The organism is Nitratireductor sp. StC3, from assembly GCF_003015025.1.
GTDB lineage: Bacteria > Pseudomonadota > Alphaproteobacteria > Rhizobiales > Rhizobiaceae > Mangrovimarina > Mangrovimarina alexandrii.
On the sequence record NZ_PYBP01000025.1, the window covers coordinates 1 to 17,289 of the forward strand.

Annotated in this window: 12 protein-coding genes and 1 pseudogene; 7 read left to right on the top strand and 6 right to left on the bottom strand. The window is 62.8% G+C overall.

Going from position 1 to position 17,289, the window contains the following annotated elements:
* Positions 1-215: 215 nt before the first annotated feature.
* A pseudogene (locus C7T96_RS23485) lies at positions 216-632 on the top strand (IS5/IS1182 family transposase); the annotation flags it as partial.
* A 17-nt stretch (positions 633-649) separates the two neighbouring features.
* Here C7T96_RS23485 and C7T96_RS23490 read toward each other — a convergent pair.
* The 6 genes from C7T96_RS23490 to C7T96_RS23515 all read right to left on the bottom strand — a co-directional run bounded on the left by C7T96_RS23490 (position 650) and on the right by C7T96_RS23515 (position 8,697).
* The gene (locus C7T96_RS23490; RefSeq protein ID WP_106573689.1) at positions 650-2,008 is read right to left on the bottom strand and encodes an FAD-dependent oxidoreductase; all 1,359 of its coding nucleotides are present in this window, start codon (positions 2,006-2,008) and stop codon (positions 650-652) included.
* 118 nt (positions 2,009-2,126) lie between these two features.
* Entirely contained in the window at positions 2,127-3,467 is a 1,341-nt protein-coding gene (locus C7T96_RS23495) for an FAD-dependent oxidoreductase (RefSeq protein ID WP_106573690.1), read from the bottom strand.
* Positions 3,468-3,590: 123 nt separating this feature from the next.
* Positions 3,591-5,207, bottom strand: coding sequence for an ABC transporter ATP-binding protein (locus tag C7T96_RS23500; RefSeq protein ID WP_106573691.1), 1,617 nt, complete (start codon positions 5,205-5,207; stop codon positions 3,591-3,593).
* Complete coding sequence (locus C7T96_RS23505; protein ID WP_106573692.1) at positions 5,197-6,081, bottom strand: ABC transporter permease; 885 nt, start codon at positions 6,079-6,081, stop codon at positions 5,197-5,199. Before C7T96_RS23505 ends, C7T96_RS23500 begins: the two co-directional genes overlap by 11 nt.
* A complete protein-coding gene (locus C7T96_RS23510; RefSeq protein ID WP_106573693.1) occupies positions 6,078-7,049 on the bottom strand; it encodes an ABC transporter permease in 972 nt (323 codons plus the stop codon). Before C7T96_RS23510 ends, C7T96_RS23505 begins: the two co-directional genes overlap by 4 nt.
* Before the next feature lie 61 nt (positions 7,050-7,110).
* Positions 7,111-8,697, bottom strand: coding sequence for an ABC transporter substrate-binding protein (locus tag C7T96_RS23515; RefSeq protein WP_245414240.1), 1,587 nt, complete (start codon positions 8,695-8,697; stop codon positions 7,111-7,113).
* Between the two features lie 155 nt (positions 8,698-8,852).
* Here C7T96_RS23515 and C7T96_RS23520 point away from each other — a divergent pair, with 155 nt between their 5' ends.
* From C7T96_RS23520 to C7T96_RS23545, 6 genes are read left to right on the top strand one after another with little or no spacing between them, the layout of a single operon-like run.
* Entirely contained in the window at positions 8,853-10,946 is a 2,094-nt protein-coding gene (locus C7T96_RS23520; protein ID WP_245414242.1) for an acetate--CoA ligase family protein, read from the top strand.
* Complete coding sequence (locus C7T96_RS23525; RefSeq protein ID WP_106573695.1) at positions 10,943-12,622, top strand: glycerol-3-phosphate dehydrogenase/oxidase; 1,680 nt, start codon at positions 10,943-10,945, stop codon at positions 12,620-12,622. The genes C7T96_RS23520 and C7T96_RS23525 overlap by 4 nt, the downstream gene beginning before the upstream one ends.
* Before the next feature lie 38 nt (positions 12,623-12,660).
* A complete protein-coding gene (locus tag C7T96_RS23530) occupies positions 12,661-14,190 on the top strand; it encodes an FAD-binding oxidoreductase (protein ID WP_106573696.1) in 1,530 nt (509 codons plus the stop codon).
* Between the two features lie 7 nt (positions 14,191-14,197).
* Complete coding sequence (locus C7T96_RS23535) at positions 14,198-15,658, top strand: FGGY family carbohydrate kinase (RefSeq protein ID WP_158264455.1); 1,461 nt, start codon at positions 14,198-14,200, stop codon at positions 15,656-15,658.
* Positions 15,655-16,443 (top strand): enoyl-CoA hydratase/isomerase family protein, encoded by a 789-nt coding sequence (locus tag C7T96_RS23540; RefSeq protein WP_106573698.1) that lies wholly within the window; start codon positions 15,655-15,657, stop codon positions 16,441-16,443. The genes C7T96_RS23535 and C7T96_RS23540 overlap by 4 nt, the downstream gene beginning before the upstream one ends.
* 21 nt (positions 16,444-16,464) lie before the next feature.
* Positions 16,465-17,052: a TetR/AcrR family transcriptional regulator gene (locus tag C7T96_RS23545; RefSeq protein WP_158264456.1), complete on the top strand. Its 588-nt coding sequence runs from the start codon at positions 16,465-16,467 to the stop codon at positions 17,050-17,052.
* The last annotated feature ends 237 nt before the right edge of the window (positions 17,053-17,289 follow it).

The window sequence follows — 17,289 nt, forward strand, 5'->3', positions numbered from 1 at the left end:
CGTCCGGCGCCGCTACCACGACAAGCCCGGCGCTACCACCAGGCGAGAAGGCACCGCAGCCATGCGGCGCGCGACGCACAAACCAATGCTTCCTTTGCAGAAGAAGTCGAGCGGAAAGGAAAATGGCGTCGGCATACGCGAGCATGTCCAACAGACAGTGATTGCCGACAAGTAATGGCAGCGAGGCCGCCAGCTGAACCCGGTTCACGAAACATGGACGCACGAAAGGCGGCATGAACACCAAGCTTCATGCCGTAGCGGATGCGAATGGTCGTCTGGTCAGTTTCTTTATGACGGAAGGTTAGGTCAGCGATTACATGGGTGCTGCTGCCTTTCTTTATGATCTTTCCAAGGCCAAATAGCTGCTGGTCGACCGCAGCTATGATGCTGATTGGTATTGTAACATTTTACAGGCGAAGAGGATGAAGAGGATGACGTCCTGCATTCCGGGTAGGAACCCCCGACATAAGACCATCAAATACGACTAGCACAGCTAAAAACGGCGCATCCGCATCAAGATCATGTTCGGGCGCCTTAGAAACTGGCGGCATGTCGCTAAGCTCTACGATAGGTACCCAATGGCCTTCTTCTCCGCCATCGCGCTCGCCACAACGGTTATCTTCTGGCTCTGATTTGACGAGTCCTGAGCCTAATTGAGGCGCACTCCCTGGTTTCGCAGGACAGCCTGCACCGGTTCGTGGCGTACCTGGCTAACCGGCATGTCGTCGCGCGCGCACACTGCCGCAATCGCGCCCGCGCCTTGGCCCGAAACCGTGCAGCACATCATGTTGCGTGTCGCGGCATGCGAAACGCGGTCCCCTGCAATGCAGCGACCGGCAATCAGGAGATTATCCACGCCTTGCGGTATGAGGCTTCCCATGGGAATGTGGAAATAGCGGCCGGTGGTCGGCAGGGTGAGCAATCCGTATCCGTCCAGGAATTCCGGAAAGATGCCGATCACATCCTCGAACCGCGCCTCGTTCTGCACGTCCTCGCCGGTCAGGTTGTAACGGCCGACGATCTTGCGGGAATCGCGGGTGCCGAGTGTCATGCCGAAGGTCCGCAAGCGGGCCTTCTCGAAGCCGGGCACATAGGCGTTCAACGCCTTGATCGCCAGCATGGCCTGATACCGACCGTCCATTTCGCCCCGCGTCAGATCGTGAACGTCGGTGCTGTCGTACCCGGACATGTAATTGAGATTGAGATAGGTGGCCTCACCGGCTTCGGTGACCGTGCTCCAACTGCCGGCGATGCTTTTGATCTCTTTCGGGATCAGACCGTCACGCTGAGCCTGGAGAAAAGGCTCCTGAAGGTAGTTGGTTTCGATGTCGTCTTCCTTGCCCGTGGTCTTGACGGACCAGGATTCGCCCCAGTCGCCATAGGTCGCCCGGTTGGCCCGGGTATAGGCTAGGAAGGCTTCCCGATCGACGCCGGCACAGGAAAACACGACCGTCACACCCAGCATGTTCTCGCGCGGCGTCTTGGTGTAGGGAACGCCGACCATGTGGGCGATATCGGCGTCCCCGGTCGCATCGATGACAACGCGCCCCATGATCGCCTGGCGTCCCGACTTGCTTTCGGTGATTATCCCTTTGATGGTGCCGTCCTCTACGATCACGCCGACGGCGGCGCTGTGCAGGAGAGGAATCACGCCGGCATCGCGCACCAGTTCATCGGCGATGACCTTGAACATCTCCGAATTTATGGTGTTGCCGCGACCGGAGCGATTGTCGCGGGTGCCGCCGGCCGCACGGGCGCGCTGTTCGAACTCCAGTCCCAGCCCCTCGCCGTCGACGGTATGCTCGCCGCGATACCACGAGATGGTCTCCACGCCGACATGGGTGAGAACGCCGCCGAAACATCCGTACCGTTCGACCAGCATCGTTCGGGCGCCGGCGCGGGCCGCGGCAACAGCCGCCGACAGGCCGCCCGGGCCGCTGCCGACAACCAGAACATCGACCTCGGTCATGACGGGAATGGTCCGCGCCGGTTCGGTGTAGGTCTTCATTACAAATGTCCTATTCGCTCACTGTTGCAGCCGAGGCGCGCCGGCGGGAAATGGGCCGGGCCTCCCAGCGGATCGCCCCAACGACATCAGCGGCCGCCCGGCCCGCCCCCCCGGCGCGCTAGAGATAGCGCACGCCCTGGCGCTCGAGTTCGGCCTGCACCGCCGCCATATCGGCCTTCCGGCTTGGAACTCCCTGTTTTGCTGAAATGGCGGCGGCAATGCCCGCGCCCTGACCGGTCACCGTCGAACAGCTCATCTGCCGCGTCGCGGCGAACGCGATCTTGTCGGCCGAAACGGACCGGCCCGCTACGGCGATGTTGTCGAGGCCGCGCGGCAGACAGATGCGGTAGGGGATATGCATATACCGTCCCGTGGTCGGCATGATCACGGTCCCGTAGGCATCGAGGAACTCTGGAAAGATGCCGATCGAATCGTCAAAGCGGGCTTCGTTCTTCACGTCATGCTCGGACATCTGGTAATCGCCGACGATCCTGCGCGAGTCCCGGATGCCCAGGATGCTCATCGATTGCAGCCGGGCGTTCTGGAAGCCGGGCACATATTTCTTGAGGGCGCGGTAGGCGTAGAGCACCTTGCGGCGGTTCTCCATTTCGCCCCACGTCAGGCTGCGCACGTCGGTCGCGTCGATATTGCGGGTGTGGGCAAGCGAAATATTCGTCGCTTCACCGGTATCCGTCAGCCCGCCCCAGTAACCGTAGATGTTGATGTCGTCGGGAATGTCGCCGGCTGCCTTCGCCGCCTCGAACGGCGCCTGTAGCCAGGTGGAGAACATCTTGTCCTCCTTGCCGCTGGTGGTTTTGGCCCAGCTGTCGAGTGTTTCGGGGTTCGCCTTCACGTAGGCGAGGAATTCTTCCTTGTCGACGCCGCTGCAATTGAAGGTGGTGGTTGCTCCCATGCGCTGGTCACCGGGCAGTTCCTCAAAATCGGCCCCCGCCATGACCGCCACGTCGCCGTCGCCCGTGGCATCGATCACGCGCCTGGCGCGAATGGCCTGCCGTCCCGACTTGCTTTCCGTAATGATGCCGGTGACCGCATTGCCGTCCTTGAGAACGCCGACCGTCCAGGTGTGCAGCAGCGGCGTGACGCCCGCCTCGCGGATCATGTCGTCAATGACGATCTTGAACGATTCGCTGTCGAGGATCTCTGAATCGCCATCATAATCCTTGTGGCTGAAGCCCTGCGCCTTGGCGCGCCGTTCATACTCGACGCCGATACCCCCCGACTCCACGGTTCCGGGATGTCTGTACCAGCCGATCGTGCCCACCATCGCCTGGGTGATGTTGCCGCCGAAAGCCGCGAAACGCTCGACCAACAGCGTCTTCGCACCGGCGCGTGCGGCAGCGAGCGCGGCCGAAAGACCGGCAGGCCCACTGCCCACAACCAGCACGTCGGTCTCCGCGAGCACCGGGGTCGTGCGGCCCGGCTCCTGTACAGCATTCATCTGATTGCCCCTTACGGCCTGTCCCGGTCATTCCGGGCTTTCGGGTCCATAGTGTCGGAGTTTGACATAATGTCAATCATCATTTTCACAACGTCAATCTTGGATACAGCGCGATGAAACTGCTCAGTCGGCCCTTCTGGCGAGCACGCCGCTCAGCCAGTCCGGCTCCATCTGTGGCACCGACGACAGCAACAGGTCGGTGTAGGGAGGATGCGGCGGCGACAGGACCTCGGATTTCAGGCCCTGCTCGACGATCCGGCCGCGATGCAGAACCACGACCCGATCCGCTATCGCCCGCACGGTGTCGATGTCGTGGGTGATGAACAGGTAGCTCAGGCCAAGCTCCTCCTGCAGCCGGAGCAGCAGGCGCAGGATGCTATCCTGGACAAGCTGGTCGAGGGCGGAGGTTACCTCGTCGCAAATGATGAGGCTCGGTTCGGCGGCCAAGGCACGGGCGATGCAGATGCGCTGCTTCTGGCCGCCCGACAATTCGTCGGGATAGCGATCATGGACCTCGGCGCCAAGTTCGATCAGATCCAGAAGTTCCAATGTCCGTTCACGCCGCTGCCGGCGGTTCATGCCGAGGAAGCGGGCCATCGGCCTGCCGATGATCTCGTGCACCGGTTGGCGCGGATTCATCGCGGTATCGGCCATCTGATAAATCATCTGGATACGCCGGACCTGAGACATCGGTCTATTGCGCAGCCGTGGCGCCAGCGACGTTCCCTCGAACTCCATCGTGCCGGCGACAGGAGGCAGAAGTCCGGAAATCACCCGGCCGAGTGTCGATTTGCCGGACCCCGATTCACCGACGAGGGCCACGGTACGCCCGCGCGGAACCTCGATGGTGACATCGTCGAGAACCCGGGCGCTTGCGTAGGCGGCACTCAGCCCGGCCACGCGCAGAACCGGCTTCCCGCCAGGGTTTTCGGGCTTATGCAGTTCGCGCACGGACCAGAGACTGCGGGTATACTCGGCCTGGGGCGCACTGAGCATGCGCCGCGTCGGCGCTTCCTCTACAAGCTCGCCATGGCGCAGCACCGCGATGCGGTCCGCCATCTGGGCGACCACGGCCAGATCGTGGGTGATGTAGATTCCCGCGATATCCAGACGTCTCACGATATCGCGCATCGTGGCAAGGACCTCGACCTGGGTCGTCACGTCGAGCGCGGTCGTGGGTTCGTCGAACACGATCAAGTCCGGGCGCGAGGAAACAGCCGCAGCGGTCATGATACGCTGGAGCTGCCCGCCGGAGACCTGATGCGGATAACGCTGCCCTATCTTGTGCGGCTCGGGCAGGTTCATCTTCTCAAACAGGTCAACCGCATCGCGCATCGCGTCGTAGCGGGACCGCAAACCGTGGCGCACGGTGGCTTCGATGGTCTGAACCATCAACCGACGCGCCGGGTTGAACGATGCGGCGGCGCTCTGGGCGATATAGGTTACGCGCGCCCCCCGCAGCCTGCGCCGCGCCTCCCTGCCGGCAGTGACGAGATCGACCCCGTCGAAAAGTACAGCCCCTTTCGACAGCCTGCAGTTGCGACGGGCATAGCCCATTGCCGCCAAACCGAGGGTCGACTTGCCCGCTCCCGATTCACCGACAAGGCCCAGCATTTCTCCGCGTCCCACGGCAAGGCTGACGCCCTTGATGATCGACACGCTCCCCTGATCGGTGCCCCCGTCGACATGAAGGTTCCGGATTTCGAGGAGCGGAGCGGTCTTACGGTCGTCACTGCGCATCGTTCAGCCTGCTCGAAAGGGCTAGGAGCCAATCCACGATAAAGTTGATTGCCACGGTCAGCAGTGCAATCGCCGCGGCTGGCAGCATCGGGGTGAGGTCACCATAGGCGATCAAGGTGGCGTTCTCGCGCACCATCGACCCCCAGTCGGCTGTCGGCGGCTGGATGCCAACCCCTAGAAAGGAGAGCGCGGCAATGCCCAGGAACACGAAGCAGTAGCGCATGCCGAACTCGGCGATCAGCGGCGTGGTCACGTTGGGAAGGATCTCACGCCGCAGCATCCACACGAAGCCCTCCCTGCGCAGGTGGGCAATCTCTACGAAATCCATCACCGCCACATCCATGGCAACGGAACGCGTGAGCCTGAAGACACGCGTGGAGTCGATCAGCGCGATGATCAGGATCAGATTGGGAATCGAGGATCCGAATATCGCCAGCAGCATGAGGGCGAAAATCAGAGCCGGAATCGCCATGAGCGTGTCGACCAGCCGGCTGAGCACGGTATCGAACCAGCCCTGATTGAGAGCGGCGGCGATGCCAAGCAGTGCGCCGACTGCAAAGGACAATGTGGTCGCCGCCACGGCGATCGCCATGGTGTTGCGCGCGCCGTAGATCAGCCGCGACAGCACATCCCGGCCCAGATAATCGGTGCCGAACACGAACTGCGCGCTCCACGGCGCGAAGGATTCATCGAACACCTCGCTCTCGCCGTAGGGAGCCAGAAGCGGTGCGAGAACGGCGACCAGGACATAGATGGCCAGAACGCTCATGCCGAACCATGCGGAGGGGGGCGCCCGGCGCATGGTTTGACACAGGCGGCCGCTTCGGCTCGGGAGGATGCGACAACGGCTGGGGCGAACGGGGTTGATGGTCATTTCGGATGCAGCAACCTGGGATTGCTGGCGATGGCCACGACATCGGCGAGCAGGTTGAGACCAATATATGTCATCGCAAACAGCAGCGAACAGGCTTGGACGACGGGGATATCGCGCGAGACGACCGCATCCACCATCAGTTGTCCGATGCCGGGGTAGACGAACACCACTTCGACAACCACGACCCCCACGATCAGGTAGGCGAGGTTGAATGCGATCACATTGGCGATCGGAGCCCATGCATTCGGCAAGGCGTGACGCAGGATGATGACCCACCTTCGGAAGCCCCGTAGATGGGCCATTTCGATATAGGCGCTGCCGAGCAGGTTGATGATCGAGGTCCGGGTCATGCGCATCATGTGCGCCGAGATCACCAGCGTCAGGACGGTCGCCGGCAGGGCGACGCGCCACAGACGTTCGGAAAGGGCCATGTCGGCGGTTACGCTCGAAAGTGCGGGAAACCATCCCGCATTCACCGCCAATACAAGGATCAACATATATCCGAGGAAAAATTCCGGTACCGATATCATCGTGAGCGAGACCACGTTTATCGTGCGGTCAAAAAGCGTGTCCCGATAGAGCGCGGCTAGGAGCCCCAGCGTCAGCGACAGCGTGACCGCCACCAGTCCGGTAACGCCGGCAAGAAATAGCGTATTGGCCAGTCGGGGTGCGATCAGGTCGGTGACGTGCCGCGCACCGATATCGCTTCGCCCGGAGAAGGAAACGCCGAAATCGCCCTGGACCGCAGCGCCAATCCACTCCAGGTAGCGTACCCAGAACGGCTGATCCAGACCCAGTTCGCGATTGATCGCGGCGACCGCCTCCGGCGTTGCCGCCTGCCCCAGGATAGCCTCGGCGAATCCTCCCGGCAGAAGGTCTACCGAGAAGAAGATAATCAGGGAGACGCCCAGCAGCGTGAACAAGCCGAGTCCCAGCCGTCTGAGGACGAGTGCGAGAAGTCGTGTCATGCAATGAGATCCTGACACCTCGCCCCACGACTGCGATCGGGAGCGAGGTGGAAGGGAAAGGTCAGGCGTACCACCACTTGCGGAAAATGTAGCCGCCGTCGAGATCGAGATTCGAATTGAGCGCCCCGTGTGCCAGCTTGGCCGAATGGCCCGACACATAATCGTTGAACATCAAGACATTCGCGCCACCCTCATCGTGCAGAATCTGCTGTATTTCTGCATACATCTCACCACGGCGGGCTTCGTTCGTCTCAACGCGGGCTTTGCCGAGCAAGTCGTCAAAGCGAGTGTTCTCCCAGAACGTGTCGTTCCAGGCCGCCTTCGAATAGTAGACCATCGACATCATCCAGTCGATCGTGGGCCTTCCGCGAAAGTAGGACATGCACCACGGCTTCTTCATCCACACGTTTGACCAGTAACCGTCCGCGGCCTCCCGGATCACATTGATGTCGATGCCGCATTTTTTTGCGCTCGACTGCATCAATATGGCGGCATCGACCGCACCCGGGAAAGCGGCATCGGAGGCGGACAGGTCGACCCGCATGGACGACAAGCCAGCCTTTTTGAGGTGATACCTGGCTCGGTCCGGATCGTAACCGTGCACCGGCTCCGGCTGGATTGCGTATTTGATCGATGGGGCGATCGGATTGTCGTTGCCGACCTTGCCGTAGCCGCGAAGGATCTTTTCAACCAGTTCCTCGCGATCGACCGCATATTTGAGCGCCAGACGGGCGTCGTTGTTGTCAAACGGCGAGACCCGTACGTCCATCGGCGCGACGTAAAAGGCGAAACCGGTCACGTTGGTGATCGCAAGAGCGGCATCTCGCTTCAACAGATTGAGCGTTTTGAGATCGAGGTTCGTTATGTAGTCGACGTCCCCAGTCTTCAGCGCCGCGGTACGCGCCACCACATCGTGGATCGCCAGCATCTCGACCGACTCGAACCAAGCGTCACGCCAGTAATTCGGGTTGCGGCGCGCTTCGAGCCGAACGCCCGGCTCGAAATGCTCAAGGCTGAAGGCACCCGTACCGACGCCGCTCGACCAATCGAGCGTGCCGTCATCCTCGGCCTGAAGGATCGGCAGCCGATAATCCGACGTTATATACGGAAAATCCGCATTGCCTTGTTCCAGCTCGAACACGACGGTGTCGTCGCCATCGATTCTGATCTGCCTGATATCAGCCAGCGTCGAGCGGACCCCCGATTTTGAGTTTTCGCCCATATGGTGATGGTATGAAGCCAGCACGTCCTTTGGCTTCAGGCTGCGTCCATTCGAGAACTCGACCCCCTTGCGCAACTTGAAGGCCCACTCGCTCGCATCTGCGTTGGTGGCCTCGAAACTTTCGGCCAGGGCAGGAACGGCATTGTTGGAGGCGTCAATGTCCACAAGAGCATCACCGATGATCCCGATTCCGATCACGCCGGCAAATCCGCTGGCCCACGTTGCGGGATCGAGCGTGTCGTTGCTCGAGCCGCTCGACTGGCCGAGGCGAAAATGCCCCCCTTTCTTGGGTTCGGCTGCCATGGCATTCGAATAGGCCCCAAGCGCCACGGTCGAACTGACGCCGGCGGCCAATGCGAGCTGCACGAAGTCGCGCCGGCTCATCGCACCGCGCCTGACGAGATCAAGTTTCTGGTCGTCGGTCATAGTCTCCGCTTCCTCCTTGGCCTGCTGCTTTTTTCGCGATTTCCACAGAGATTGGAGGGTGAATTATCATTGTGTCAAGCAAAATTAACATATTGACAATTTTCGAATCCCGAGGGCAGATTTCACGCCGTCGAGGCAACAGCGGATTGCTCAACATGAACGCGTGCAAGGATAGCGGCGCCAGATACGGCAGGCGTGTCGATATCTCACAGCTCCTGGCACCGCGATCCATCGTGATCGTCGGGGTTAAGGTCGCAGAGCCCGAATCCTGGGGCCATCGTGTCGTGCGCGTTCTGCTGGAAGGTGGTTTTGACGGGCGTCTGCAAGTCGTCCATCCGCGCGACGATTTTCCCGGCGTCGACACGACACGTGCGCTGGCAGACTGCTCCTCGCTCGATCTGGTCGTCATCTGCGTGCGCGCGCAACCGGCCGTGGCACTGGTGCGTGAAGCCCGCGCCCTTGGCGCGAAAGCGGCCGTCGTGTTTGCTTCGGAGTTTGCCGAGTTCGGCGAAGATGGCCGACGCCTGGAGGCCGAGCTGGCCGAGGCGGCCGGCGACATGCCATTGCTTGGCCCCAACTGTCTCGGATTTTCCAACCGGATCGACAATGTAAAGATATCGGTCGCACCGTTCCTCAATCGTCCACTGCTGCCTGCAGGACCCGTGGCCCTCGTAGCTCAATCGGGAGCGCTCGGCGTCGTGCTGACCCGCTGCGTAGAGAATGCGGGCGTCGGCTATTCGCACTTTGTCAGCGTCGGCAACGAGACGTGCCTGACAGCGCCGATGATCGCGCGCGAACTGATCGAGCGCGACGACGTCGAAACGGTCATCCTGTATCTGGAGACGTTGCGCGACCCCGGCAATCTTGCTCGCGCGGCAATGCGGGCCCACGACCTCGGCAAGCGTATCGTCCTGCTTCAGGCGGGGTTGTCCGCCGCCGGCAGACGGGCAGCGTTGTCGCATACGGCCGCCATCGCCGGCGACGCGGCGATGGTGGAGGCGCTGTGCCGAGACTTCGGGATCGTCCGGCTCGCCGACGACGACGCGGTCAAGCCTGTACTAACCGCCCTGGCCAACGGCTGGAGCCTGCCGGAAAGCCCGCGCGTGGCGGTGCTGTCAAACTCCGGCGGCGCGGCGGCGGTGCTTGCCGACCGGTTGAGCGTCGACGGTGCCCGGGTCGAGCCATTCTCGCCCGACACGCAGGCCCGCATCCGCGCCGTCAAGCTTTCCGGAGCGGGGGACACAAACCCGATCGATATCGGCGGCGGATGGGAAGCCACGCTCGACCGCGTAGCGCCCACCCTGGCCATACTCGAAGCCGAGCCCGACATCGACGCCGTTCTGGTCTACTATGCATTCGGAGAAATGACGGTGGCGCCGCTCGCCGCCGTCGCGCAGATGTGCGCCCGCCTCTCAAAACCGGCGATTTTTGTCTGGCAGATAGCGCCGCCCGAGGGATTGGAACTGGTGACGGCGCCGGGCGTCGTGGCCACTTCGATGGCCGAGGGGGTGCGCGATCTCCTTGCTATGAGTGTGCTGAAGACGGGGCCGGTGTCGCGCTGGAGCATGCGACCATCGACGGACATTGGGCTTTCGCCGATCAATCCGGGCCAGACGACGCTGGCCGAACTGGAGAGTACCGAGATTCTCGAGTCGCTGGGCATGAACACCGTCCCATCCGTTTCGGCCTCCCCGTCGCAATGCGCCGCACTCGCCGCGGCGTGCGCAGCGAACGGCTGGTCCGAAGTAGCGGTGAAGGCGAACGCTCACGACATTCCCCATCGCGCCAGGAGCGGTCTCGTCCGCGTGGGCGTGGCCCTGGAAGCGCTGCCCGATGCCCTCATCGACATGGCCCGCCGCCTCGACGCGGCATCGAACGACCCGCAGCGCCGTATCCTCGTTCAACCGCTGATCCGGTTTGACCAGGAAATCGGCGTCGGCGGCCTGGTAGATCCCGCCTTCGGGCCCATTCTCGTCGTCGGCCCCGGCGGCGGTGACATCGAATCCGCGCAGCACGAGCGGCATGCGCTTCTGCTCAACACCGATATCGATACCCACACGGCTTTCGCCGACCGGATCGAACGGAGCTATGACCTCGCCAAAGGCGCATTCAAACCGGTGATCGAAGCCATCGACACCATCTTGCGCTCCGGCAAGGTGGCAGAAATCGACATCAATCCTATGGTTCGCGATTCCCGGGGCGGACTTGTCGCTCTCGACGCTCTTATGGTTCCGGAGCGCGAGGCATGACCGAACCGGTACGCTCGGCGACGAGCGCCACCATCCGCCAAATCAGGGAAGCGCTGTGCGATGCGCCGCTGGCCGATCGCGCGGCCCATCTTGCAAAGCTCGACGGCGCAACTCTCGACGTGCTGGTGGTGGGCGGCGGCGTCACAGGGGCGGGCGTAGCGCTCGACGCGGCCAGCCGCGGGCTGCGGACCGGGCTGGTGGAGAAGGGAGACTTCGCGTCCGGCACGTCTTCGCGCTCGTCGAAAATGGTACACGGCGGCTTCCGCTACCTGCAGACTGGCGACGTCGCCCTTGTTCGCGAATCGCTGCGCGAACGCCGGAGGCTGCACCGCAATGCCCCGCACCTCGTCGACATTCTACCTTTTGTGATCCCTCTGTTGCGTCGCGACGGCATTGTTAATCCACGCCTGTTTCGCGCGATCGGCGGTGCGTTGTGGAGTTACCAGATGGCCGGGGCCTGGCGGCTGGGCCGACGCCACAAGCGGCTCTCGGCGCGCGAGACGATCCAGCACATGCCGTCCCTGTCAGCCGATGACGTCGGTGGCGGATATCTGATGCACGATCTTCGCGCAGACGATGTACGCCTGACACTGTCGGTGCTGGCAAGCGCGGCCGAACACGGTGCAGCGGTATTGAACCATGCCGAATGCAAATCGATATCGGCGTTCGGCCCGGGCGGACGCACCATACGCGTAAGGGCCGAGGAAGGCACGTTCGAGCTTCGTGCCCGCGTCGTCGTCAACGCCACCGGCGTGTGGGCCGACCGCATCGTCCCACGGGAGAAGGGCAGAGCGGCCGGTCGGTTGTCTCCGGCCAAGGGTGTCCACCTCGTACTGCCGGCAGCGAAAATGCTCAACGACACGGCGATCAGCCTGCCGGTGAAGAGAGACCGGCGCACTGTCTCAGTGATCAACGCCGGCCCCTTCGCCTATGTTGGCTCAACCGACACGGCCGGGGGAAGCGCCGCGGACACGCCGTGTATCGACGCGAGCGATGTCGAATATTTGCTCGACGGGCTCAACCAGCATTTGCGCGAACCCGTGTCGATCGACGACGTCACCGGCGGATGGGCCGGCCTGCGTCCACTCCTTGGCGAACAGGGCAGACACCGCTCCGCGGACCTCTCGCGACGACATCTCGTCGAGCTTGAGGCACCCGGCTTCGTCACCGTGACCGGCGGGAAACTGACCACCTATCGTGCAATGGCCGAGGAAGCGACGGACCTCGTCGTCGGCCTGCTCGACCTGAAGCGTCGGTCGATCACAAGCGCACTCAAACTGACTGGCCATGCCGATCCCACAGAGTTTCGTCACGGCAACCGAGTTCCCAGCGCGGCAACCCTAATCGCCTTGGACGACCGGCTCGCCGAACCGCTGCTACCCGGAAACGAGACATTGCTGGCCGATGCCGTTCGGGGACTGCACGCGGAGATGGGCCTACATCTTGCCGACATACTTCTCCGTCGAACTCGGCTTGGGACGTTCTGCGGCCGCGTGGTACTGGCCGACATCGCGCGCATCGGCGACAGGATCATGGATTGGACGGACTGGTCCCGTGTCCGCAAGGACGCCGAACTGCAACACGCACGCGATGTCCTCACGCGTGAACTGGGAGCATTGGCGGCGCCGCTCCCGACTTCGGCGCATTCCCGCATCCCATCTCCGCGGCACACCTGACCCTGTCCGCGCCACCGAAAAGACCGGAAGGAACTTTCATGAGCAAATCCCCGATTGCCGTACCCGCTCGGCGGCCGGAACCTCCCCCCGGAGGAGCGAGGCTTTCTTTGGCCACTCTGGCAACGACACTGGAGGGCGCACCCGCCCGCATAAGCGACGGCCTGATCACACAGCTGGAGGCCTTGTGCGACGACGTTCGCGTCGATGAAGCGAGCCTCATCGACGCGAGCCGCGACTGGTGGCCGCTGGGGATGGTCTGGGCAAGCCAGAGCCTGGTCGCGCGACTTCCCGCCGTCGTCGTGGCGCCCACCAGCACGGAGGAAGTCTCAGCAGTCCTGTCGGTCTGCAACGAACACGGCGTCCCGGTCACTCCCTATGGAGGACGAAGCGGTGTGCTGGGCGGATCGTTACCGGTTTTCGGGGGCGTCTCGCTGGACTGTACGAAGATGTCCGGCATCTGGGATTTGCGCGCGAACGACCTGACCGTCGACGTCGGCGCCGGTACGTTCGGTGACGATTTCGAAGCCGCGCTGCAGCGGCACGACTATACGGCCGGTCACTGGCCGCAGTCGATCGCACTTTCGACCATCGGCGGTTGGATCGCGTGCTGCGGGTCGGGCCAGATGTCGACCCGCTACGGCACGATGGCCGACATCGTCAAAGGCCTTACAGTCGTGCTTGCGGACGGCCGGGTCGTCGATACCGGCGAATATTCGCATTCGGCGACAGGACCGGACCTGACCCAGATATTCGTCGGCTCGGAAGGCGCGCTCGGCGTCATCACTTCGGCGCGTCTTCGCATCTGCCCCAAACCCACCCATCGCGTGAGTGCAGCGTTTTCGTTTCCGAGCTTTGCGGCCGGAAGCGATGCGATACGCCGCTTCATGCGACGCGGCGCGACGCCGGCAGTGGTTCGCCTCTACGACGCGACCGAATCGGTGAGAAATTTTGGCACTGACGGCCAAAATGTCCTCATCCTGCACGACGAAGGTGAAGCAGCGCTTGTGGACGCCGGCTGGGCGATCGTTTTGGAGGAATGTGACGGCACAAGGCTCGACAGCGCTCTGGTGGACCGATGGCTTTCCCACCGCAACACGGTATCGGGAATCGAAACGCTGATAGCCGACCGCGCGCCCGACACACTCGAGGTGACGGTACACTGGTCCCGGGTCGCAGAAACATACGATGCGGTTACCGGCGCGCTGATGCAGGTAGCGGGAACGCGAACGGCAACGGCACACATCTCGCATGCTTATCCGGACCGGGCCGGCCTCTATTTCATGTTCGGCGGACGGCCCGACGTGACGTTTCGTCCGCGCTGGTATCGGGAAGCCTGGGACGCCGCAACGCGCGCCGCCCTGGCATCCGGCGCCAATCTCAGCCACCATCACGGCATCGGGCTCGGTCGCAGCCGCTTCGTCTCCGAAGCGTTGGGAACGGGCTTCGATGTGCTCGACGACCTGAAGACGGCGCTCGACCCGAAACGGATCCTCAATCCAGGCAAAATGGGTCTGGACAGCCCGTTCGGCGCGCCACCCGACTGGAAGGATGAGATGCCTTGCGGATAAGGCTGCCATGAGCGAACCGTCGATCATGGTTATCGACCTTGGCACGACCAGCGTTCGGGTTTGCGTGGTCGGGTCAGACGGCACGATCACCGCCACCCGCCGCATGCCGATGTCGGAAGGCGCCGACGGCCCGGGCTCGATGTGCTGGGATGCGCAATGGATCGCGGAGACGGTACTGGGGTCGGCGGCGGAGCTGTGCGCACAGCAACCGGTCGCCGGCGTGGCCGTGGCGACGCAGCGTACCAGTTGCTTGCTGTGGGACCGTCGCGACGGCACGCCCCTAACCCCGGTGATCGGCTGGCCGGACGCGCGCGCGCGCCCGCTCGAACGACGGCTGCGGGCCGAAGGGGTGCCGTTCATTGCCGGATTGACGGCCGGCAAACTCCGTTACCTGCTCGACACCGTCGATCCGGACCGGACGCGCAGCCGCCGGGGCGAGATCCTCGCCGGAACGCTCGATAGCTGGCTGGCCTGGATCCTGACGGAGGGTGCGCTTCACATCACCGATCATACAAACGCCTCCCATACCGGCTTGCTCGACCTCGCCGGGCTCGATTGGAACGAAGACGTCGCCGCAGGCTTGAAGCTCCCGGGCGGCATCCTGGCGCGCACGGTCGCCTGCGACGGACCGTTCGGCCCCGCCACCGCGCTTCCCGGTCAGCCGCCGCTATTGGCCGTGATCGCCGACCAGCAAGCCTCGCTGCTGGGGCAGGGTTGCGAGACAATGGGGGCGGCCAAGATCACGCTCGGCACGGTCGGAGCGATCAACGTGCGCCTTGACGATGCGGCCCCTCCCGCCAGCAGCGCCGCAATCTTCGCCAATGTCGCCCTGAGCGATGCGCGCGGCACGGTCTACGGCGTCGAGACGTCGTTCCAGTCGGCCGGCTCGTCGGTCGATTGGCTGGTTAGGCTCGGCCTGCTGGAATCGCCATCGGCGCTCGACCGCCTCGTGGACCCGGGCGTTCGGAATGGGGACGCGGTGTTCGTCCCTGCGCTGTACGGACTCGGAGCGCCCCACTGGAAGCCGCAGGCGCGTGGAGCCTTCCTAGGTCTGTCGGGCGCAGATGCGCCTGCGGACATAGCGCGCGCCGTGCTCGATGGTATCGTCTGCTCCGCATGCGAGGCGATAGAGTTGCTCGAGGGCGCACTCGACCGACGTCTGGCGCAAATAAGCGTCGACGGCGGGCTGAGTGCCAGCGCGGCATTCACCGCGATCCTGGCACGCACCGCTGAAAGGCAGTTTCACCGCGCGTCCGCAGCCGAGGCGACAACGCGGGGCGCCGCCATTCTCGCCAGGCGCGCCCTAGGCCTACCCGATCTTACGCAGACCGCCGGTGCGCCCATCTGTTGGCGAGACGATACCCTTGCCGCCGACCGCGGCTCGTGGGCCGCGGCACTGGAGCAGGTGCTGATGGAAACGAACCGCCGGTCCGCCGACATCACGCAGCGCAAAAGGATGTCCGTATGACCACAACTCCGTATCCTTCCGCCGGTCTGGAGCGCGCAATGGTGGAAATGCAGTGGAGCCGGGACGACCAGGTTGCCACAATCACGATCATGCGGCCCAAAGTCCGCAATGCGCTCGATTTCGACACGCTCGAAGCAGTCGGCCAGGCCTTTGCGGCTGCCGACGCGGCAGGCGCGCGTGTCATCGTGCTGCGTGGCGACGGTCCCTCTTTCTGCGCCGGTGCCGATCTGCGCAGCTACCCGGGACCGCATCCCGACGAGGCCGATCCCGTGCGGGCGCAGTCCAAAATTAACATCGGGAACCAGGCCTGCAACGCCGTTGCCGCGACCAACGCCGTCACGATCACCGTCATCCAGGGGCACGCGATAGGCGGCGGACTCGCGCTTGCCCTTGCCTGCGACATCCGGCTGGTGGCCGACGATGCTACCCTCTCACTGCCGGAACTGTCACTCGGACTGCCCTTGGGCTGGGGGGGGCTGTATCGTATCATCGCCGCGCTGGGCGCCACCGGCGCCTGGGAAATGTTGACGAACGGCCGTGTTCTTACGGGTGGCGAAAGCGTCGCGCGCGGATTGTGCAGTCAGGCCGGGTCCGCACGGAGCCTCCAGGCTCTGCTCGAAGACCGCCTGGATCGATTGCTTGCAATCGATGCGCAGACGCTCATATTGACGAAGCGTCAATTCAGAGCGGTCGCCCGTTGCGCCAGTACAGGCGACCTTGAACAGCTGGACGGTGTATTGCTTATGAGCGCGCTCGACGGACGAAGATCGAAGCCGAGCCGATGACTGGACACAAGGACACTCGCATTGGACGATGAAGCTCCCGACGTCGCATCTGACGACGCGCCCGCCACCGTGACGGAAAAAATCGAAAAGGCCGTGCTCGACCTGCTCGAGGACCAGGGGGTCCTGGCGGGAATCAACCTCAACGACGTGGCCCGCAAGGCCCAGGTTACCCGCGGGCTGGTCTATCATCACTTCGGAGATCGGCGCGGCCTTTTGCGCTCGGCCATCAGGCGTCGCATGGCTGCAAGTAACGCAGCCAAAACCACCCCCAAGAAACCGATGCCGCTGGATGAACGGATCGTGCACGCGCTCGTCGCGACCCAGAATGCGGTTGATACGCTGAAGCTGACGACCCTGCTTCACCTTGACGGCTCGACTGCTCCAACGCTGATGCCCAACGCGGAGGCCACGTTGCTGCTGCTGCAGCGTGATCTGGCACTCGGGCTGATTCAGGAAACGGATGATCTCGAGGCTCTGCATGCGATCTACGCCGCTTTGGTCTATGGCTACACGCTTTACCGCGAGGTCTTCGCGCGTGATCTGGGGCTTGACGCCAACGATTTGGATAAGCGACTTCAAGACGAAATTCGAAACATCTTCAATAAATAGTTCAATCTATAGTGCAATCTTTATTTCCAATAAATTTCCCTTACTTATATCAATAAATTATATATTATGCTGATTCGTACAGACAGCAAAATAATGAAATTTGTATGGGGTTTATCCTGACCTGCTCCCCTGAGATGTTCCCGATTTTGGGTTAGCCTGTTCCTCGACAAAGGAGACAGGCAATGAAGCGATCACGGTTCTCGGAAGAACAGATCATCGGGGTTTTGAAGGAGCATC